Source organism: Paenibacillus sp. FSL F4-0087, assembly GCF_038020215.1.
GTDB lineage: Bacteria > Bacillota > Bacilli > Paenibacillales > Paenibacillaceae > Paenibacillus > Paenibacillus taichungensis.
The window spans coordinates 6,366,723-6,385,614 of sequence record NZ_JBBODJ010000001.1 but is presented as its reverse complement, the minus strand read 5'-3'; the positions used below and the strand labels follow the sequence as shown (position 1 = coordinate 6,385,614).

The following is an 18,892-nucleotide window of genomic DNA, read 5'->3' as shown; positions in this document are numbered from 1 at the left end:
GTAACTGCTTACTTTATGCTAGATTTCAACACCCGATGAAGAGACTGGATTATGTCTGTACATACGGTTATGAGGGTTAGCCGTTGTGCAGAAGAAAACAAGTTCTTCGGATGTAAGACAGAAGCGCACGTAGAGAACCTTGATGTATTTGTAAGCGGTAACAAAAAACAGACTAGGAGGAAATCATGTGAGGAAGAGTCGTCGATTCATGTTCACGCTGTTGGTCATTTTATTAATGGTTTCGTCAGTGCCACTCCCTGCCACAGCCTATCAAAATCCGCAAACGTTACCGGATGAATGGGGACAATATGGACTCGGGGACCCCTATGTATTGAAATTTAATGGATACTATTACCTGTATGTAAGCACAAGAGATACGGACGACGGTGTCAAAGTCTGGAGCTCTAAAGACCTGGTGAATTGGTCGTACCGTGGATTAGCTGCAACAGATCCCATTACGCACGGAGCTTATGCTCCTGAAGTTGTTTACTGGAATGGCATGTTCTACATGTATACATCACCTGCCGGAAAAGGACATTACGTGCTGAGCAGCACAAGTCCTACCGGACCCTTCAATGTAGTAACGGGCAACCTTGGAAAGTCGATTGACGGTAATGTGTTTATTGACGATGATGGCTCGTTCAGCTTCTATCACGCAGCACAGGGCCGAATAGATGCAGCACCGATGAGCAGTCCGACTGAGATCGGAGTGAGTGCGTCAACAGGAGTGGGGATGGGAGGCTGGACTGAGGGTTCAACCGTCTTCAAACGAAATGGAAAATACTATATGACCTATACAGGTAACCATGTATTTAGCAAAGGATATCGGGTGGATGTGGCTGTTAGCACCACAGGTCCGAGGTCCGGATATGTTACTGATAGCACTAACCCGGTATTAATTCGTACAGAGGGTCCCACCGTGGGATTAGGACACAACACTGTAGTAACAGGACCTAATCTGGACACTCACTATATGATGTATCACAATTTGGAAGGTAACGGAATTATTGGACCACTGCGGCATCTGAACATGGACCGAATTGTATGGAATAACGACAAGATGATCGTGCAAGGTCCGACTTCAACGGATCAACCCAATCCTGAAATGCCTGTTTTCTATGACTACTTCGATCGTTCTGCAATCGGAAGCAATTGGTCCAACGTGAACGGTGGTAATTGGGGCATCTACAATCAGGAACTCATGTGGCAAAATTCATTGGGCAGCTCAACTTGGTATAAACAAGTGACCGCTTCGAGCAGCGCATCGGATTATACGGCTGAATTTAACATGAAGGAAATGAATCGGGGAACGTCCACCAATCCGAGATACGGCGCTACATTCTCCTATACGAATGAGAACAATTATGGTGTTGCGCTGATCAGTTCGAAAAACAAAAGACTTGAGACATTTTTCCGTATTAACGGAGTGGATCAGGCTTGGCAAACATTCGATTTGCCTGCCGACTTCAATTATTCGAAATGGCATAACATACGGATAGAAAAATCGGGATCAACGTTTAAATACTACGTAGATGGTATGTTCAAAGCAACACGTACCGCCAATGTAGGAGCAGGCAAAATTGGTGTTCTGACAGAGGATACACATGCTGACTTCGGCTATACTGCTTTTAACAACGATGTGAACGGAAGCAGTGCATGGAATGCCTCCAAGCCGATTCCAGGTACAATCGAGGCCGTTCATTATATGAAAGGAGGCGAAGGTGTCGCTTATCACGATACAACGGCTGGGAACCTGGGCGGGGCTTATCGGACCGATGCCGGGGATATTCGCCTGAATAACGAAGGACTGTTCAACTTAGGCTGGAATCAGACGGGAGAATGGTATAAATACAAAGTAAATGTAGAGTCAAGTGGATATTACGATATTGATTTTCGCATGGCTACCTCGTTGGACGGGGCACAGATCCGAGTGTGGGATGGTTCGACCGACTTAACGGGTATCGTCAATGTACCTAATACGGGCGGATGGGATAATTGGAAAAACATCTCCAAGAAAAAGGTCTATTTAAATGCTGGACAACGGGAATTAAAGGTTGAATTCGTAACTGGCGAGGCTGATTTCTCAAGAATGACGTTTCAGAAGAATGTTGATGTGACAAGTGTAAGTGATAATTTTAACGACGGCGACGATAATGGATGGACACGGTTTGAAGGAACCTGGGCTGTAGAGAATGGTGAATACAGTGCAGGGAGCACCGGACCAGCGAAATCTACATTTGGGGATACAGGATGGGCAGATTATACGGTCGAGGCGGATATTAAGATGATTGACTCAGGGGGAGACGGGGGTTTACTTGTCAGAGTGAACAATCCATCCCACGGCACAGAGCGAGGCCAGAACAATTATGATGCTTTACAAGGATATTATGCTTATCTGACCACAAGCGGAGTCAGTCTGGGCAAGATGAATTATAATTGGGCGCTCCTCAAGAGCAACGCGCAGTCATATTCCACCAATACCTGGTATCATATGAAAGTTGCCGTTAATGGTACAAACATCAAAGTTTATGTGGATGATATGGTTACTCCGAAGATCGATTATACGGACAACAGCCTGAATCCGTTCACGCATGGCAAAATCGGTGTTAGAACGGCAAACAAGCATACGCATTTCGATAAAGTATCGGTTACTCCCTGAACCCGGAAGCCAAACGTTGAGAATACAAATCGTTGTAACGAGAACTGGAATGCATATTAAGCCGCCAATTGGCGGCTTTTTTGCCTTAAACGATATAAACTATTGCGACCAAATGATGCCTTCCTCTGATCTCCTTCACCACCGTCATTTCCCATTAGCCAATCCAACCCATTTCATTGATAATTGAATGATGGATTCGACAGGAGAGGGTGGTTGGTAATGAAAAGTAGTGAACTTCTGATTGGATCGCATGTATCCTTTGGAGGAAAAGAGATGCTTCTCCAGGCTAGTAAAGAAGCCGCTTCTTATGGCGCATCTACTTTTCTGATGTACACTGGCGCACCGCAGAATTCGAAACGAAAACCTATTTTGCAATATAATATAGAAGCAGGTCATTTGCACATGAAGCAGCATGGCATTTCCAATATTGTTGTGCATGCTCCATTCCTAATTAATCTGGCGAATAGTTGCAAACGAGAGGTGTTTGATTTTAGCGTACAATTCCTGCGGGATGAGATCGAACGAACGGCATCGCTTGGATCAAACCAGCTTGTTCTTCATCCCGGGGCACATGTAAACGCTGGATTGGACATCGGTATTCGACAAATAATCCGGGGATTAAATGAAGTATTACAAGACAATAATCACCCGGAGGTACAGATTTCGTTGGAGACGATGGCGGGAAAAGGAACAGAATGCGGAACAAGTTTTGAAGAACTGGCACAGATTGTCGATGGCGTGCAACGGAATGAACGACTCTCCATATGTCTGGATACTTGTCATGTTCATGATGCCGGATACGATATTGTTCATCATTTTGATGGAGTACTCGAGCAGTTTGACAAGGTTCTTGGCCTTGATCGACTAAAAGTACTGCACATCAATGATTCCAAAAATGTGCGGGGATCGAGGAAAGATCGCCATGAGAACATCGGACACGGACATATCGGGCTTCAGGCCTTGGATTATATTGTGCATCACCCCCAACTTGCGTCACTTCCAAAATTGCTTGAGACGCCGTCGATTGGTAAAATTAAATATAAAAGTGCACCTTATCGACATGAAATTGCCCTGTTAAGAAGAGAGTGCTCAGAACCTGTGCAGAAGGAAGAGGATTCTTTAGAAAACAGTAAATAGAGAGAATTACAAACATCCGCTCACTCATTCCATGTTTATTCTGACGGGACATATGTTAAAATGGATGTAGAACGTTACTTTTTACTAAAAAGGAGGCCGCCATGCAGCCAATAGAGCCTCAAGACATCCAACACCGGATCAATCAACTTCTCGATCAGGACCTATATTTACACCTCGAACTCACGTCAGGTGCTTACGCCAGTCACTTCGATAGCACCAGGCATCCGGGGTCGGCATTCATTTCCAATGCGGTCATACGATATACGCAAGGATCTATCTCGGGCACGGGCCCATATCGAGTTGGCTTAAAGACCACTCACGGCTGGATATACGCTGAAGGACTTACACACATTGACGAGCTGGAACAAGAACGACTTATTCTGGCTGGTCACGATAGTCAAGGAAAGCTGGTTGTAGCTTTACAACTTAGTCGGGAATTGTTCTGATGAAAGCGGAGGATCAAATAAGCATGAATAACAAACAGATTGAACATCAGCGCATTTTAGTTGTGTTTCCCCATCCCGACGATGAAGCGTTCAGTTCATCGGGAACATTGGCGAAATACATAAAAGGCGGTGCTCAAGTCACTTATGCTTGCCTGACTCTAGGGGAGATGGGACGTAATATGGGCATCCCTCCATTTGCCAACCGGGTCACCTTGCCAATAATCCGTAAGGATGAACTCATAGAGTCCTCCAATGCGATTGGTATTCAAGATTTAAGGATGCTCGGTTTTCACGATAAAATGATCGAGTTTGAAGATCCTGAACTGCTAGATGGCCATATTTTGGCCCTGATCAAGGAGCTTAATCCTTCACTGGTCATTACTTTCTATCCGGGCTATAGTGTGCATCCCGATCATGATGCAACCGGAGCTGCGGTTACGCGAACGATTGGTCGACTGCCTGCAGAGGAGAGACCAATTGTGTACTGCTGCGCATTCTCGAACAATCACGAGGAGAGCATCGGAAAAGCGGATGTGATTGAAGATGTGAGTGGATTCCTCGCCGAGAAAATGGCATCGATTCGAGCTCACCGTTCGCAATTCCAAGCGCCTGAACTTGTCGGCAAGCAGGAATTGGATGATGAACAAATCCGAAATCGGTTTGGAAGAGAAGCGTTTTGGACCTATAAGTTCGATTAATTTTACAGTTTGTACTATCTAATTTTCGTAAAAAGTCGCCATTATGGCGACTTTTTTTCGTTTTAAACATAACATATTGTTCAGAGGTGATTGGATTGGGAAGGGGCAATCGTATGGTTTCCATTCGCTTGCACGGGTAATAACATATTGACCATTAAACTCGTAAGGAGTGATACAATTGAAAGAACTTCGTTCTGTTTTTATTAAAATCCCGATGCTCTTTATGTTAGTTGCACTTACAGCTTGCTCTGGAGAAACGGAGCCGTCGTCCACCACTGAAACGTCAACACAAACAAATGAATCGGTTACAGCTCCCACCACAGAAAACGAGGAAACATCTGAAACGACACGACCGCAAACAGAAAGTTTGGATTTGATGTCAGGGGAGGGCAATTCTTCACAAACGGCAACCTTACATCAAGGAGAGGGTTTTTCATTGTACGTGTTCGAGAAGTTTTCTTTTGACGCTGCCAAAGGCCGCTTGTCGCTGACAAGCAATCCGGACTACTATGTAGATATTGAACCGCTGCCCTCAGATTATGATCTGGAAAAGCTTAAGACGACTGGGCAAGAGGACTTGGAAAAATTCGGTGAGGTGACTGATTATAGTGGAGAACTGATCGAGCATCCGCTTGGTTTCGCTGAGCTTTATCTTCAAGCCTCAGGTGAAAAAGGGATAAACGATTATATGGTCTGGAAATCAGAAAAAGGTGACGCTTTTTTATTCCGTCTTCACAATCCCAAAGGTGAAGAAGCCTCTGATTTCGCTGGTCCGGTCCTTGTGTCCTTATCCACGGTTCAAGGCGAATAGTCGTCATCGTCATCTTAAGGAGTGAATGGACATCGTAATACCAAAAATGCGAAGCAAACGAATCATTCGAATTACTGCGATACTCATTTTACTTTTGCTCATATCATGCATCGCATTTGTTTATGTGAATGACAGACCTGGCGGACTAGCCGATCGGCGTATGTCCAAAGCAATGGGAATGAGTGAAACCATGCATATTCCTATAGGAAAAACTGCTGAAGAAGCGATCCGAAAGTTTAGAAATAATGATGATTCATTACAAATCATTCATCAAGAACCGGTGGACGGCGGCATAATTTTGTTTAAACAAAAAACGGGTCAGGAAAATAACAGCAATCTTCAGATGGAGTATGCTCGGAAAATAATATTCGGATGGAAGTGGGCATGGGGTGGCGGATAATCCATTGGTGAATCATCTCAATTCACGTCTGCAATGGATTACATGAGCATACCTGAATTGAGTCATATATCGACACCTTTCCCTATGCTGTTTGGACATATACTAGACCCGGCTATTCAGCGTGTAACTGTCGAGTTCGAGGGGAATGAGAAACCAGTACTTGCGGAAGCCAAGCTGGTTGAGGTGGGCCCGGAAAGCATAATCTGGTTTGTATCACTGCCCTCGTCTGCAACAATTCCGTATGAAATAAAGGGATTCAATGATAAAGGGGAGCTCGTAACCCATAAACAAATGGATGATCCGAATGGCATGGGTTCCATGGTTCTGGAAGAGCGTTAAAGAGTGATCGTACGGGACCTGCGAGTAAGGCGGGATCGTCAAGTTTGGAAAACAATAAAAAGGGAACAACCCATTGTTGAGGGTTGTTCCCTTATACGTTACAAGGAAATTCGAGTTTACAAAAAAATAAGTAAAAGAATTCCGACTACGAAGCAATAGTATGAAAAGTAAATCAAGTTCCCTCTTGCCATAATTCCCATGAACCATCTCATTGAAAAGTAGGTTACGATAAGGGTCGTAATGAACGCTAAAATGTAAGGTACAGCCAACTGCGCTCGGTGCGGATCGGTTACAATGTCAGATGCGCCTAAAATTACCCCGCCGATGCTAATTGGAATGTAGAGCATAAAGGAAAATTTCAACGCCGTTTCTTGTTTCATCCCGACAGCAATAGATGCAATGACTGTTGCACCAGAGCGGCTTATTCCCGGAATAAGAGCCACCGCTTGAGCCAGACCCACCAGTGCTGCGTCTTTCGCAGACAAATCGCCATCTCTTTTGCGCCCGCGAAGGTTTCGAATGAGCCATAGGGCAACCCCTGTAATCAGTAAACTAATCGCAACCGTATAGACAGAAGTGAATATTTCTTCAATTTTATCCTTGAACAGCACAGCCCCGATCGCAGCAGGCAGGGTACCAATGATTATGTATAGACAAAACATAAAATCTGCTTTGTACTCCGCATTGCGAGAGACTAGGAATCGCCAGCCTCCTACAATAAGTTTTTTGATATCTTCCCGAAAGATAAACATAATGGCAATCAGTGAGGCTGTGTTCGTCAAAATTTCAAAGGATAATCCGTTCTGCTCCATGCCAAGCAATCGTTGAACGATAATCAAATGTCCGCTTGAAGAAACCGGAATAGGCTCTGTAGCCCCTTGTACGATACCTAATAACACATATTTCAACCATAAAATAAAGTCTTCCATTGTATCCTCCTACTCATTATTTTCGATTAGCTTTGACATATTTCAGTTGGGCCACAATAATGACACTAATAATCACCAAAAGGAACCACGAACTGATCTTGCTAAAACTGACCAGCTGCCAGGAATCATGCTGGTCAGGGTATTTCCAGCCGTTAAAAAATGTAGCTATATTTTCAGCGGTCCAGATGAAAAAACCTACGATGATAAAAGCAAGTGTTAACGGCATTCGATAGGTAGTTAATCGTACCCGATAGATAATCCATGTTTTTCGAAAAACAATAAATACCAGAGCGGTCAACCACCAACGGAAATCGGGAATAAAATGATGTGTGAAAAAGTTGATATAGATGGCTCCACCTAACAGAAACGAAGATGCAAACCCAGGCCAGCCTGTCATGTCCATACGCAATCTGCGCCATATTTGACACATAAAGCTTGCAACACTTGCATACATAAATCCGCTATAAAGGGGGACACCAAAGAGCTTGGTATAACCAGGCTCGGGGTATGACCAGGATCCCATCCATACCTTATACATCTCCAGTACCAATCCAATCACGTGAAATATACATATGACTTTGATTTCATCACGTGTTTCCAATCCGCTCCGGTACATAAGGTATTGTACTGCTAATAAAACAAGCAGAATGGCATCATAGCGATAGAGAAAGGGTATCTGAATTACGCTAGAAAGGGCCAACGTTCCAAAGATCGCCACAGGAAAAATGCAACTCATCGCCTGATGATAACCAAAATGCAGGAGCTGTACTAAAGGTTTCAAGTTATGTTTATCTCCTTCCTATGCCTTGTTCATAATAATATAGATATGGTCCGTTTGTAAAAAGAGAAAAAAAGATCTATATATTTTCTTATTTTCAATTCGTGCTTAATCAAAGACAAATAAGGCCCCTCGTCAACTGGAGGGACCTTGTTTTTTTGGACAATTCAATTATGCATTTTCAGACAGCTTGTAGGCAGATTTAATCGTATGTTCGATGAGCGTCGCAATTGTTACAGGACCAACACCGCCTGGTACAGGTGTAATTGCTGAAGAAGGAACAAAGCAAGCTTCGTAATCCACATCTCCGACGTTGCCTTTGTTATAACCTGCATCAATAACGACAGCACCTGGTTTAATCCAATCTCCTTTAACAAAGAGCGGTTTGCCGACGGCTGCAATTATGATATCGCCAAGCTTCACGATTTCCTCCAGATTCACGGTTTTGGAGTGGCAGGTCGTCACCGTTGCATTCCGGTTTAGCAGCATGGCTGAGACAGGTTTGCCCAGAATTGGACTTCTTCCGATGACAACCGCATGTTTGCCCTCGATCTGAATATTGTAGAAATCCAGAATACGCATAATAGCCTGTGGTGTACAGGAAGGGAATTCTGCATCTCCAAAAGCATTAAGTGCAAAACCGAGGGTCGTTACACCGTCAACGTCCTTCTCGATGCTAATGGCATCAAAAGCTGCTCTTTCATTGATGTGATTCGGGACAGGGTGCTGAAGCAAAATACCGTGTACGGAAGGGTCATCATTTAGCTTGTTAATTTCTTGAATTAATTCATCTGTGGTGGTATCCGCAGAAAGAACGACCTTAATAGAATGCACGCCTAATCGAGCACAAGCATTTCCTTTCATTCGCACATAGGTCGCTGAAGAAGGATCATCTCCGACGAGAATTGTTGCGAGACAAGGCTGAATGCCTTTTTCCTCCAGAATGGCAACCTTCGAGGCCATGTCTTCCTTCATAAAATCCGCTACCGTTTGTCCATTCAAGATCAGTTTGTCAGTACTCATTTTCACATCGCCCTTTCAACATAAAAAAGAGGCAAGGAAATAAATATTCCTTACCTCTGCCCAGGCGTACGGCTTATTACAAAACCATATGCTCCCTCACGGTTCACCGTGTTCGCCAGTTACATATGATCGTTTGAATTGTTTAGATTGATAGTACTTGAAAAAGCAAAATTGTTCAATAGTTAATGGATTTCACTTTGATTTGTATGGGGTATTAGTTTCCCTGGTAGCCACAATCTTCGTCATATAGTTGATAACTGTTATCACTCGTGTTATATTGTTAACTAGTAAACTATTTAATATTAAATTCCTGAATTAGTTTAATCATTTAAGGGTTTTTTATTGTTTATAAGTAAATAAGGAGCGATTGAAGAATGGATTCAAACGATCGAACAAAACAGTTACTGTATGACCAATTTATCCGATTTTTACATGTATATGAGAATCACAAGGATACGGAAATTGAACATTTTCTAAGTATCGCTCAGCGGGAAAGCATGGACAAAATCCCTCAGCATTTGACCGCGGTTCATATGATAGATTGCATTGGCAAACATGAGCCTATTAACAACACGGGTATTGCTGAGGCGATGAATTTGTCCAAAGCGAGTATTACCAAGATCGGCAACAAACTGTTGGAGGAAGGATTCGTCAAACGTACGAAAATGAATGACAACAAAAAGGAGAGCTATTTCCGTTTGTCACCGCAAGGCAAAAAGATCTTTGAACTGCATGAACGTTTACATGTACTTGAGGCTGAACGGTTCTATCGTTCTTTGGACAAATATTCGGAACCGGAGCTGAAAATAATACATCAATTTCTTCAAGACAGCAGCATGTATATGGAATCCAGATAAACTGAAGGAGAGTGAAACACTTGAGTCTGGCAGAATTGATCAGGGAACGCAGAAGTATTCGTAAATGTAATTCTACACCGGTGGAACAGGAGTTGGTTGTTGAATTGCTGCACAAGGCAACACGGCTTCAACCATCTGTTGAATTTGGCTCATGGCGTGTTGTTTATGCCGGAACTCCCGAAGCACGCAAACGGTTGGTAGACTGCATGCTGGAACAGATGTCGCAGAGCAAGTTCGGCAAGTTGATTCCGGGAAAACTGCTGGATGTGTTTAAAAAGAGGTTTACCGATATTCCTGCTCATGTCATTGTTATGTCGACTGTAGGACCGGATCGTCTGACCAATGACCGCAATTATGCGGCTGCCTGCGGGATGATGCAGAGCTTCCAACTGCTGGGATGGGAACAAGGGTTAGGAATGCTGTGGGATACAGAATCCATGATTCAGAATGAAGGCTTTTTCAAAGGAATTGGACTGCGTGAGGATGAAAGATTTGTTGGCATTCTTCATATGGGATATTACGACAAAGCGCCAAGAAGCCGGAAAAGAACACCAGCTGAGCAAAAGTGGACTGTATTTCAGGGTCAAACTACGTAGAAGGGGAGGATGTAAAAATGGAATTGGCCAATCTGCAAGGAGGCATACACAGTCCAAAAGATTTTTTGGATCGACCGGTATCACAGGAGCTAATCCTTGAATTGCTCAATCACGCCGTGTGGGCGCCAAATGATGGACTTCGTGAGCCGTGGCGATTTATTTTTGCCGATAACCGTAATGGGAAACTCATGCAGGGATTGCAGGAGCACGCTCCAGCCTATCTTCTGGTCTTGATGAAGGAAGAGGCGGATCATCATAAGCGGGAAGAGGACTTTGCAGCTGTCTGCTGTCTGATCCAAAATTTTCGTTTGCTTGCCCATGAACAGGGGTTGGGTGTGCGCAGCACGTTGCATGACTGGATGTACGACCGGAGCCGTGCTGAAAAGTTTGGCGTGTTAGGCAACGAGCGGATTGCTGCGGTTCTGGAATTGGGATATGGCGCTGTACAGCTGGAAGGGAAAGATGAGATATCAGAACCTCAGCTTCAGTTCGAACTGCTGTAGCGGGAAAGATATAGGGAAGAGAATTCAAATGAAAGAGGAACGACAAAACCTTAGCAGGGATTGTCGTTCTTTTTTTATGCGGTATGTATACGATTTGATGATTAAAAATCAGCTAAAGAGGATACACACGACTAATCCAGAGATTCACCTATTTTAAAAAATGACATTTCTATAATGTGTTAATTTCCTTGTTATAAGAACTGAATCGTGTTCTATTCTGTAAAGTAGATAAATCACCATCTAAATTCTTCAGGTTCGGAAGGAAAGCTGCCGCAGCCGAACAAAGCAAGGGGAGCAGACCCAAAGACAAGAATAAGAAAGGCAGACCATAGAGTTCTGCAACCGCTGCACCTGCAAATGCACCTACAGGCTGTAGTCCGCCACCAATGAGGAACCGTATTGAGTTGACTCGGCCTTGCAGAGGTCCAGGGACAAGAGTGCCATGCAAAGATGAACTGAGAGAACCAAAGAAAGGTCCTGCTGCACCAGCGGCACATAACGCAACGAGCGCAAACGGGTAACTCGGGAATAGGCCCAGTAAGGCGTTAAAAAGCCCGATGGCGGCTAGGCTGCACAGCATGATTGTCCGTCGTTTTTTGATTTCACCCATCCACGAAATGATCAAAAGTCCTACTAATGTGCCACATGCTGAAGCAGTGGTGAGTGTACCCATAGCAGCGGCATCCCGATCTAACACTTCACGAACAAAAGGAATCATCATCGTCCAGATCGCTACAGAAGACATGTTGCTGATCGAAACAATGCCCATAATCGAAAGCATAGCCGGGAAACTGCGATAAAAGGAGAATCCTTCATGGATATCTCTGAGATAAGCCTTAATTGAAAAGGACGCCTTAGCTGCTACTGGCTTCTGCATTGTGGGCAGATAGAGCAACGTGGCAATCGCGGCGGTGTAACAAACGGCGTTGATGCCCAGCGTTGGCAATGCCCCAGCTACGGCAGTAAGAGCTCCGGCTAAGGCTGGGCCCAACAATGCAGCTGCATTACGGCAGCCGTCGATTACCGCGAATGCACGCACCAGTTTGCGTTCATCTGATACTCCGGGGACAATTGCCATTGCGGTGGGCATGAATAGGGCAGAACATGCCCCGCTTAGTCCTGCGGCCAGAAAAAGGTGCCATAATTGCAAGTGGCCAGCGAGTCCCAGACTCAGCGGTAATAAGAGAGCAAGCAATCTAACAGAAGCAAGCACTGCCATGAACCGCCCTCGGTGTAACCGATCGGATAACGGCGAGCCGAGCAACCGAATGACCACTTCTGGAATGCTAAAGCTTAGTGCCATCGCACCCATAGCCATCTTAGATGCAGTTATTTCATAGACAAGCCATTCCATAGCCAGAAGACCAAATACGTCACCAAATGAACTCAGAGTGACAGTAGCAAGTAAACCATAATAACTGCGTTTAAGCATGAGTGTTCCTCCGTGTGCGTAGGTTAAAGGGCATTATCATTATTCTTCAATATAAGCTGAAATCTGTTCCGAAAGCTTGTTGAGTGCTTCTAAACGCAAGCTGTAAGAGGTAGTTTTCTGGTTATAATGCACGATAACAAGCCCCGCTGCTCTCAATGAAATAAGGTGGTAGTGTACCGTGCTCTTAGAAAGTTTAACCTCGCTAACGATCTCAGTGAATGTTAACTGCTTTCCGGCTAATAAACGGAGGATGTATAATCTGGTTTCGTCGGACAATGCTCGTGTTAGACGCAACAACCGATGTTCAGGCCGGCCCGTTGCTGGTGGGAGAATATCGGCAGAGTAACTGGTGAAAATCAGTTCATCAAAGATGGCTGAGGTAACAAAGGGACGAGCATGATATTGAGGGATTAGAATCACTTGTTTGAGCAGTGGGGTGGGATAAAGACGCATACCCTCCGTTGCCTCCTCATAGACCTCTAGGTCATTGGTTCCGTTTAGCATGGACCGTCTGGTTTCAGCTTCTAAGGCAAGACCATCGATAATCGCCGAATCAATTTGGCTGAAATAGTGGGTATCCCATTCACGCAGCGCTTCGGATGTCCGGCTGCGCAGTTCCGGGAGATTGGAGGGAACGGACAACTTCACATTAGCAGCGATGTCATATAGTTGGCCCGTGGTTAGGTCTTCAAGCCAATCCAAAAAACCACTCACTGAGCGTTCACCAGGACAACTCCAAATATAAGGTGCAAGGCTAAAATCATCTACAAGTTTCATCGTCTCCCGCATTTGTTGCAGTTTGGCAGGTGCGAACCGATCTTGTACTTCTCTGACCCATAGTTTTCCAGCATCCAGAGCATTATGATTCTGTTTGCTCATGAAAACCGTCAGGCTGCTTACACATTCATAAATGGGCGCGAAATCAACTTCCACTTTGTAGTTCATAGCTCGAATTTCCCCCTCGTCTTTCGCGTTCTATAATTATAGAACAACTAATTTGTTTTATTGTATACGAACAATTATGGGTTTGCAACAAAAATGTCCAATGATTTACTTAATCTCTTCAACGAAAAAAGACGTTCCACGGGTGGAGAGCACCTGGAGAAGCGTCTTTATGATTTATAATGACAGCAAGATGAGCAGACTGATTTTAAAATAACTGAATAATACTCACCGAAAGTGTATATTGAAACTTTAATCTTGGTTGAGTGCTGCTATCTGATCTTTGACATTTACATCACTCAATCCTCCGTGGTAACAAACAACGGATGTAATGTCGAGATCTATATACTTTCTTAACGAGAGTTTTGCTGCGTTCATATCCGGTGTAGTCGGGGCGTGAATTCCACCAAGCATACCGTCTACACTGTACATGGAGTCCCCGGCAATGAGGGTTTTACTTTCCTTCAAATAAAGACTGATATGACCGGGTGTATGTCCAGGCGTGTGAATAACGTGAATCCCGCCGCAAAACGGCAGTTCCTGACTATCTATTAAAGTATGATTTACTGTGCCCTTTGGTGGATTATCCAGGTGACCATCTTTTATTAGAGGCAGTTCCCCTTGGATGTACGGCTTATCCAATTCGTGTGCATATACTTTAATAGTGTTGCCACGCGTCTGTAAAATCTCCGGAAGATTCCCTATATGATCGACATCCTGATGGGTCAAAATCACCGCATTTAATTTGTATAGAGAGACACCAGCCTTCTCCATTGCCACACGTAAATCCTCAAATTGACCTGGAAAACCAGTGTCTATTAGAATATTCATTTCTTGGTCCTTTAAAAGAATGGGGTGTATCACATTCCCATGATAGTCTAGATGGAGCATTTCGACTCCCTTTGAAATTTCCATAATATTAGTCCTCCGTAGAAAGAAATAGTATCTCTTTGTAAACGAATCAACTTCGTATAAAGATACGGGGGTAGAATTGAAAAAAAAGATTAGGGTTTTCTTGTGAACCAAATCAAGTATAGGATGATCTAATGAATAGAAGGAATGAAGGAAAGGGGGATCATTGGTGGATTTATCAGAAAAAGCCGAACTTGCAAGACAAGGAGATAAGGAAGCTTTTGTATTTTTAATACGTGCTGTTCAACAAAGCCTATTTGTTATAGGAAGATCAATCGTTAAAACGGATGAAGATTGTGCAGATGCGATACAGGAGACCATTGCTAAAGCTTTTTCTAATGTACATACACTGAAAGAGCCAACTTATTTTAAAACTTGGATCATTCGGATTTTAATCAATGAGTGTAATCGGATTATTAAGAAAAAAAAGCGAGTATCCCTTGTCCCTTATGATATGAGAAAGACATCTTATAAGGGGGATTTTGAACAAATTGAGCTGTTTGAGGTAATTGACGAATTGGATGAACAGCTTCAAACCATCGTGACACTTTTTTATATCGAGGACTTATCGGTCAAGGAAATATCTAGAGTGCTTGAAGTTTCTGAAGGAACAGTAAAGTCAAGGTTATTCAGGGCCAGACGACAATTATCAGAGCTCGTTCTAGGGGAAGGAGAGGGCAAATATGAATTTTCATGATCCGGTTGACCGTGAGATCAAGCAATTATTAAATGCTAAAAGAAAAGACCTGATCATTCCTGATGCAGTTCAACTAGCTATGGAGAACGCACTTTCCTCCATTTCTGAGCAGAAGGTAAAAAAGAAATATCCCCATAAAAAATGGAGATGGGCAGCAGCAGTTATAGCCCTCTTTTTCATCCTAGGAGCGGTTTCGATTTATTCGGTGCCAACATTTGGTGAAATGATCCGGTCTTTATTTGCCAAGGATAACCCAGATATTGGACTTTTGCGGGCACAAGAATTGGGACTAGTGCATAATCCTCATATCAAAGTAAAGGACAAAGGTTATACGCTGGTAATTGATGAAGCTGTTGCAGACCCTACCCGAGTGACGATGGCTCTTCAACTCTTTGATAAAAAAGGTAAGCACGATCGCTATAAGTTACTCCTTGGAGATCTGAACAACATTACAATCAAAGATGCTAACGGTAAAGACTTGGACACCATGTACGATATGGGGTACACAAATGATTTTTATTATATGGTTGCTTTCTTCAATGAGCCCTTGCAAACAGACAAGATTACAATAGAAGGGAATATTGGGACGCTTGGCAACAGAAACGAGCCTTCCATTGAAGGAGATTGGAACTTTAGCTTTGATATAGATATGAGAGAGGCTAACCAGCAAACGAAGATAGAAGAATTATCAGGTAGCTACACAACGCCACACGGAATGACAGTCACTTTAAAGAGGTTAACGAGAATGGTGCAAGGAGTCCGTTTTGAACTGGAGACTGAACTCAATGATGCTGCAATGGCAAGGTCACCCGGTGATTTATGGGAAAAGCAGATGTTGAGCTTTCACTTTGAAACCATAGAGAATGAAGAAATTCATTCGGTAAATTCGAGAAAGAATGGTGACATGGTTAGTCTGATGTCTACTGATTATGCAGTCATTGGAGACGGAAAGATACGTTGGAGTTATATTTTCAAGTACTTGCCAGAGAACGAACCATATCGTTTTATTTTGGATGGTTACTCGGTAGCGGAAACAGACGGTAGCAGAATTTCCTTTAGGCCATCGGACCTGATAGAACCCAAAGCTTTTCAAATATTAACAGACCGCATAGAGTTGGTTGGGACGTCGCTTGAGGACTCACAAAACCCTGATGCCACATTTGAAACCGCCGTATCGTTCTACGGGGAAATGGATAACGAAATAAACAATGAAGAATGGAAAGCATACGATTCAGCAGGCAAGCAGTATGACGTTAGTAAGTGGGGGATTTCAACCTTAAAAAATACGCTTTCTAATAATTGGAGAGAGGGATTTATTAGTATGGGAAATCGCGATACGCAGCAGCCTTATGAATATCGGATTATGGGGTTAGACCACATTCCGGAGGAACTTATCCTGGTAAGACGTGTAGTGGATAAAAGGTACAAAGACCCGGACTGGTCCGTAATGCTAAAATAATTTATTAATGTGTAGTCTATCCATCACTAATATCCTCAGCATCACTTTCACAGCCGCCCTTCTGGGCGGCTTTTTGCATATTTGTTTTCCTGTAGGTAGAAGTCGATTTTTAGAAGGAAAACAGACATAAATCTAAACATATTAGAGATTAATCTTTAGTTTGTCAGGTTTTTATGTAACCGCTATCATTCTATAATTTAGTCAGAAAGGAGGTAAAAGTAAAAAAAGAATTGCATCAAATGGTAATTGAGAACTTCAACCGAGAATCAGACGAAAGCAGTCGATAAGGCAAATACAATCATATTGGGAGGTAGAGTATGTTTAAATTTAGCAAAAAAATGTTGACGGTCATTCTTGCGGCTTCCATGAGTTTTGGCGTGTTTGCAGCAACCTCAAGTGCAGCGACAGATTATTGGCAGAATTGGACCGATGGCGGCGGTACGGTTAATGCTGTGAATGGATCGGGCGGAAATTACAGTGTGACATGGCAAAATACGGGGAACTTTGTTGTTGGTAAAGGCTGGAATGTTGGATCTCCAAACCGGACAATTAACTATAATGCTGGGGTTTGGTCTCCATCCGGCAATGGCTATTTGACACTCTACGGGTGGACAAGAAATGCACTTATTGAATATTACGTTGTAGATAGTTGGGGCACATACCGACCAACCGGAACGTTTAAAGGTACTGTCAACAGTGATGGAGGAACCTATGACATCTATACAACGATGCGATACAATGCACCTTCCATTGACGGTACACAAACCTTTGCCCAGTACTGGAGCGTAAGACAGTCGAAGAGAGCGACCGGGGTTAACTCCGCTATTACGTTCAGTAACCATGTGAACGCATGGGCAAGCAAAGGAATGAATCTGGGTAGCAGTTGGTCTTACCAGGTGTTAGCGACAGAAGGATATCAAAGCAGCGGAAGTTCCAACGTAACGGTGTGGTAAGTAATCCATGGTAAGCAACCACACGGTGACCCGTTTAACGTAAGTAAAACAGATTTTTATACATTAGGGACAGGCTCAATGCCTTTTCCTCAGATCTACCATCAGTCCGGATATGTTGAAGGCCGTTTTCAGTCAGACAAATGGCCTTCGACGTTGCCGGATGAGAATGGCAGTCATCATAGCCACTTATTTTCCCATTAGCTTAAAGGAGATCGTTCAATGAGAAAGCTGTTGATGTTCTTTTTAATAGCAACAATGCTAGTGATCAGTGCTTGTTCACAGGATAAACCCGAACCGAAGGATAACCTTGTATTCGTCCAAGGTGGAACGTTTAAGAACAACAAGACCAATTTTGCCGGTAGAAATGTGACCCTGTCGAACTTTTATATCGGAAAATATGAGGTAACTCAAAAAGAGTGGGAAGATGTCATGGGAAATAATCCCTCCGGATTCAAAGGAGAACAATTACCCGTAGAAATGGTGAGTTGGTATGACGCGGTAGAGTATTGCAATCAAAGAAGCATACAAGAGGGCTTGAAGCCGCATTACAACATCGATAAGGGTACCCAAGACCAGAATAATAAGAATGATAACGATAATATAAAATGGACAGTAACGATTAATGAGGGAACTAACGGTTACCGACTGCCTACAGAAGCGGAATGGGAATATGCCGCAAGCGGAGGTCAGGAGAGCAAGAATTACACATACAGCGGCAGCAACAACGCCGATGAAGTCGCATGGTATTGGAAGAACGCCGGGGACAAAATCTTAACTGGAGACTGGAACTGGCCTGCCATAGAGAGCAACAAAAACAAAACCAAATCAATTGGTACCCAGCAGCCCAACGAGCTTGGAATCTACGATATGTCTGGCAATGTCAGAGAATGGTGCTGGGATTGGTACAGCGATGCTGAGAGCCAAATTGCTTCATTTCGGGTTGTAAAAGGCGGAGGCTGGATTGGCGGTGTCAATAATAACGAGATCGCTTTTCGAGGGAAATTTGATGCAAATGGTTTTGGTCCCGATCAGGGTTTTCGTGTTGCTCGCGGAGAATAGTCGAAAGGTGGTAAATTATCTAAATAGTTTAAGGCGGCCTCATATGCTGAAAAGTAGGTCGTTGAACATAAAGAGATGTCCATGCTAATGCAGATTAGCCAGGACATCTCTTTTTTGAAATGCTTGTATTTCATTCAAAATGCACAGGATCGGAAACGTGATGCATTGCCGTACAATTTGAACCTTTACTTTGCAGGATCAAAAAGTATCCTACGACACAAAAATGATCGGATCATACAAAAAAGTGCGTACTATTCAACGG

General features: G+C 43.5%; 20 protein-coding genes and 1 riboswitch. Of the genes, 14 read left to right on the top strand and 6 right to left on the bottom strand.

Going from position 1 to position 18,892, the window contains the following annotated elements:
* Nucleotides 1–187: 187 nt before the first annotated feature.
* The 7 genes from MHB84_RS29000 (at nucleotide 188) to MHB84_RS28970 (ending at nucleotide 6,490) form a co-directional block, all read left to right on the top strand.
* Complete coding sequence (locus MHB84_RS29000; RefSeq protein ID WP_256716777.1) at nucleotides 188–2,659, top strand: family 43 glycosylhydrolase; 2,472 nt, start codon at nucleotides 188–190, stop codon at nucleotides 2,657–2,659.
* Nucleotides 2,660–2,878: 219 nt separating this feature from the next.
* A complete protein-coding gene (locus MHB84_RS28995; RefSeq protein ID WP_076288529.1) occupies nucleotides 2,879–3,796 on the top strand; it encodes a deoxyribonuclease IV in 918 nt (305 codons plus the stop codon).
* A 101-nt stretch (nucleotides 3,797–3,897) separates the two neighbouring features.
* The gene (locus tag MHB84_RS28990) at nucleotides 3,898–4,242 is read left to right on the top strand and encodes a YojF family protein (RefSeq protein ID WP_024631702.1); all 345 of its coding nucleotides are present in this window, start codon (nucleotides 3,898–3,900) and stop codon (nucleotides 4,240–4,242) included.
* A gap of 23 nt (nucleotides 4,243–4,265) precedes the next feature.
* On the top strand, nucleotides 4,266–4,940 hold the full coding sequence (gene bshB2 / locus MHB84_RS28985) for a bacillithiol biosynthesis deacetylase BshB2 (protein WP_076288888.1): 675 nt from the start codon (nucleotides 4,266–4,268) through the stop codon (nucleotides 4,938–4,940).
* A 169-nt stretch (nucleotides 4,941–5,109) separates the two neighbouring features.
* Entirely contained in the window at nucleotides 5,110–5,751 is a 642-nt protein-coding gene (locus MHB84_RS28980) for a hypothetical protein (RefSeq protein ID WP_445322117.1), read from the top strand.
* A 160-nt stretch (nucleotides 5,752–5,911) separates the two neighbouring features.
* The gene (locus MHB84_RS28975; protein ID WP_143764614.1) at nucleotides 5,912–6,151 is read left to right on the top strand and encodes a hypothetical protein; all 240 of its coding nucleotides are present in this window, start codon (nucleotides 5,912–5,914) and stop codon (nucleotides 6,149–6,151) included.
* Nucleotides 6,152–6,235: 84 nt separating this feature from the next.
* Nucleotides 6,236–6,490, top strand: coding sequence for a hypothetical protein (locus tag MHB84_RS28970; protein ID WP_341143091.1), 255 nt, complete (start codon nucleotides 6,236–6,238; stop codon nucleotides 6,488–6,490).
* Nucleotides 6,491–6,606: 116 nt separating this feature from the next.
* On the opposite strand, the gene MHB84_RS28965 is transcribed toward MHB84_RS28970, so the two are convergent.
* The 3 genes from MHB84_RS28965 to MHB84_RS28955 all read right to left on the bottom strand — a co-directional run bounded on the left by MHB84_RS28965 (nucleotide 6,607) and on the right by MHB84_RS28955 (nucleotide 9,220).
* Nucleotides 6,607–7,419 carry an undecaprenyl-diphosphate phosphatase gene (locus MHB84_RS28965; RefSeq protein ID WP_076288533.1) on the bottom strand — a complete coding sequence of 271 codons (813 nt, stop codon included), beginning with the start codon at nucleotides 7,417–7,419 and terminating at the stop codon, nucleotides 6,607–6,609.
* Between the two features lie 16 nt (nucleotides 7,420–7,435).
* Complete coding sequence (locus MHB84_RS28960) at nucleotides 7,436–8,200, bottom strand: DUF817 domain-containing protein (RefSeq protein WP_076288534.1); 765 nt, start codon at nucleotides 8,198–8,200, stop codon at nucleotides 7,436–7,438.
* 168 nt (nucleotides 8,201–8,368) lie between these two features.
* The gene (locus tag MHB84_RS28955) at nucleotides 8,369–9,220 is read right to left on the bottom strand and encodes a bifunctional 5,10-methylenetetrahydrofolate dehydrogenase/5,10-methenyltetrahydrofolate cyclohydrolase (protein ID WP_076288535.1); all 852 of its coding nucleotides are present in this window, start codon (nucleotides 9,218–9,220) and stop codon (nucleotides 8,369–8,371) included.
* 51 nt (nucleotides 9,221–9,271) lie between these two features.
* Nucleotides 9,272–9,353, bottom strand: a riboswitch (ZMP/ZTP riboswitch).
* A 241-nt stretch (nucleotides 9,354–9,594) separates the two neighbouring features.
* Here MHB84_RS28955 and MHB84_RS28950 point away from each other — a divergent pair.
* The 3 genes from MHB84_RS28950 to MHB84_RS28940 are packed head-to-tail and all read left to right on the top strand — an operon-like array spanning nucleotide 9,595 to nucleotide 11,176.
* Nucleotides 9,595–10,077, top strand: a complete 483-nt coding sequence (locus MHB84_RS28950) for a MarR family transcriptional regulator (RefSeq protein WP_076288536.1) — start codon at nucleotides 9,595–9,597, stop codon at nucleotides 10,075–10,077.
* A 20-nt stretch (nucleotides 10,078–10,097) separates the two neighbouring features.
* A complete protein-coding gene (locus MHB84_RS28945) occupies nucleotides 10,098–10,673 on the top strand; it encodes a nitroreductase family protein (RefSeq protein WP_083678840.1) in 576 nt (191 codons plus the stop codon).
* Nucleotides 10,674–10,690: 17 nt separating this feature from the next.
* On the top strand, nucleotides 10,691–11,176 hold the full coding sequence (locus MHB84_RS28940; RefSeq protein WP_076288538.1) for a nitroreductase family protein: 486 nt from the start codon (nucleotides 10,691–10,693) through the stop codon (nucleotides 11,174–11,176).
* 169 nt (nucleotides 11,177–11,345) lie between these two features.
* Here MHB84_RS28940 and MHB84_RS28935 read toward each other — a convergent pair whose 3' ends face one another.
* The 3 genes from MHB84_RS28935 to MHB84_RS28925 all read right to left on the bottom strand — a co-directional run bounded on the left by MHB84_RS28935 (nucleotide 11,346) and on the right by MHB84_RS28925 (nucleotide 14,465).
* The gene (locus tag MHB84_RS28935) at nucleotides 11,346–12,608 is read right to left on the bottom strand and encodes an MFS transporter (protein ID WP_076288539.1); all 1,263 of its coding nucleotides are present in this window, start codon (nucleotides 12,606–12,608) and stop codon (nucleotides 11,346–11,348) included.
* A 39-nt stretch (nucleotides 12,609–12,647) separates the two neighbouring features.
* Nucleotides 12,648–13,553: an ArsR/SmtB family transcription factor gene (locus MHB84_RS28930; protein WP_076288540.1), complete on the bottom strand. Its 906-nt coding sequence runs from the start codon at nucleotides 13,551–13,553 to the stop codon at nucleotides 12,648–12,650.
* A 249-nt stretch (nucleotides 13,554–13,802) separates the two neighbouring features.
* Complete coding sequence (locus MHB84_RS28925) at nucleotides 13,803–14,465, bottom strand: MBL fold metallo-hydrolase (RefSeq protein ID WP_076288541.1); 663 nt, start codon at nucleotides 14,463–14,465, stop codon at nucleotides 13,803–13,805.
* Nucleotides 14,466–14,631: 166 nt separating this feature from the next.
* On the opposite strand from MHB84_RS28925, the gene MHB84_RS28920 reads away from it, so the two are divergent.
* The 4 genes from MHB84_RS28920 to MHB84_RS28905 all read left to right on the top strand — a co-directional run bounded on the left by MHB84_RS28920 (nucleotide 14,632) and on the right by MHB84_RS28905 (nucleotide 18,630).
* Nucleotides 14,632–15,159, top strand: a complete 528-nt coding sequence (locus MHB84_RS28920) for a sigma-70 family RNA polymerase sigma factor (protein ID WP_076288542.1) — start codon at nucleotides 14,632–14,634, stop codon at nucleotides 15,157–15,159.
* Nucleotides 15,146–16,618, top strand: coding sequence for a DUF4179 domain-containing protein (locus MHB84_RS28915; protein ID WP_076288543.1), 1,473 nt, complete (start codon nucleotides 15,146–15,148; stop codon nucleotides 16,616–16,618). Before MHB84_RS28920 ends, MHB84_RS28915 begins: the two co-directional genes overlap by 14 nt.
* A gap of 317 nt (nucleotides 16,619–16,935) precedes the next feature.
* Entirely contained in the window at nucleotides 16,936–17,571 is a 636-nt protein-coding gene (locus tag MHB84_RS28910) for a glycoside hydrolase family 11 protein (RefSeq protein ID WP_076288544.1), read from the top strand.
* Nucleotides 17,572–17,790: 219 nt separating this feature from the next.
* Nucleotides 17,791–18,630, top strand: a complete 840-nt coding sequence (locus tag MHB84_RS28905) for a formylglycine-generating enzyme family protein (protein ID WP_076288545.1) — start codon at nucleotides 17,791–17,793, stop codon at nucleotides 18,628–18,630.
* Nucleotides 18,631–18,892: the final 262 nt, after the last annotated feature.

Coding starts and splice junctions, on each gene's coding strand:
- MHB84_RS28990 (WP_024631702.1), top strand. CDS start 3,898: ATGCAGCCAATAGAGCCTCAAGACATCCAACACCGGATCAATCAACTT.
- MHB84_RS28905 (WP_076288545.1), top strand. CDS start 17,791: ATGAGAAAGCTGTTGATGTTCTTTTTAATAGCAACAATGCTAGTGATC.
- MHB84_RS28950 (WP_076288536.1), top strand. CDS start 9,595: ATGGATTCAAACGATCGAACAAAACAGTTACTGTATGACCAATTTATC.
- MHB84_RS28970 (WP_341143091.1), top strand. CDS start 6,236: ATGCTGTTTGGACATATACTAGACCCGGCTATTCAGCGTGTAACTGTC.
- MHB84_RS28940 (WP_076288538.1), top strand. CDS start 10,691: ATGGAATTGGCCAATCTGCAAGGAGGCATACACAGTCCAAAAGATTTT.
- MHB84_RS28955 (WP_076288535.1), bottom strand. CDS start 9,220: ATGAGTACTGACAAACTGATCTTGAATGGACAAACGGTAGCGGATTTT.
- MHB84_RS28930 (WP_076288540.1), bottom strand. CDS start 13,553: ATGAACTACAAAGTGGAAGTTGATTTCGCGCCCATTTATGAATGTGTA.
- MHB84_RS28965 (WP_076288533.1), bottom strand. CDS start 7,419: ATGGAAGACTTTATTTTATGGTTGAAATATGTGTTATTAGGTATCGTA.
- MHB84_RS28995 (WP_076288529.1), top strand. CDS start 2,879: ATGAAAAGTAGTGAACTTCTGATTGGATCGCATGTATCCTTTGGAGGA.
- MHB84_RS28915 (WP_076288543.1), top strand. CDS start 15,146: ATGAATTTTCATGATCCGGTTGACCGTGAGATCAAGCAATTATTAAAT.
- MHB84_RS28925 (WP_076288541.1), bottom strand. CDS start 14,465: ATGGAAATTTCAAAGGGAGTCGAAATGCTCCATCTAGACTATCATGGG.
- MHB84_RS28910 (WP_076288544.1), top strand. CDS start 16,936: ATGTTTAAATTTAGCAAAAAAATGTTGACGGTCATTCTTGCGGCTTCC.
- bshB2 (WP_076288888.1), top strand. CDS start 4,266: ATGAATAACAAACAGATTGAACATCAGCGCATTTTAGTTGTGTTTCCC.
- MHB84_RS28935 (WP_076288539.1), bottom strand. CDS start 12,608: ATGCTTAAACGCAGTTATTATGGTTTACTTGCTACTGTCACTCTGAGT.
- MHB84_RS28975 (WP_143764614.1), top strand. CDS start 5,912: ATGTCCAAAGCAATGGGAATGAGTGAAACCATGCATATTCCTATAGGA.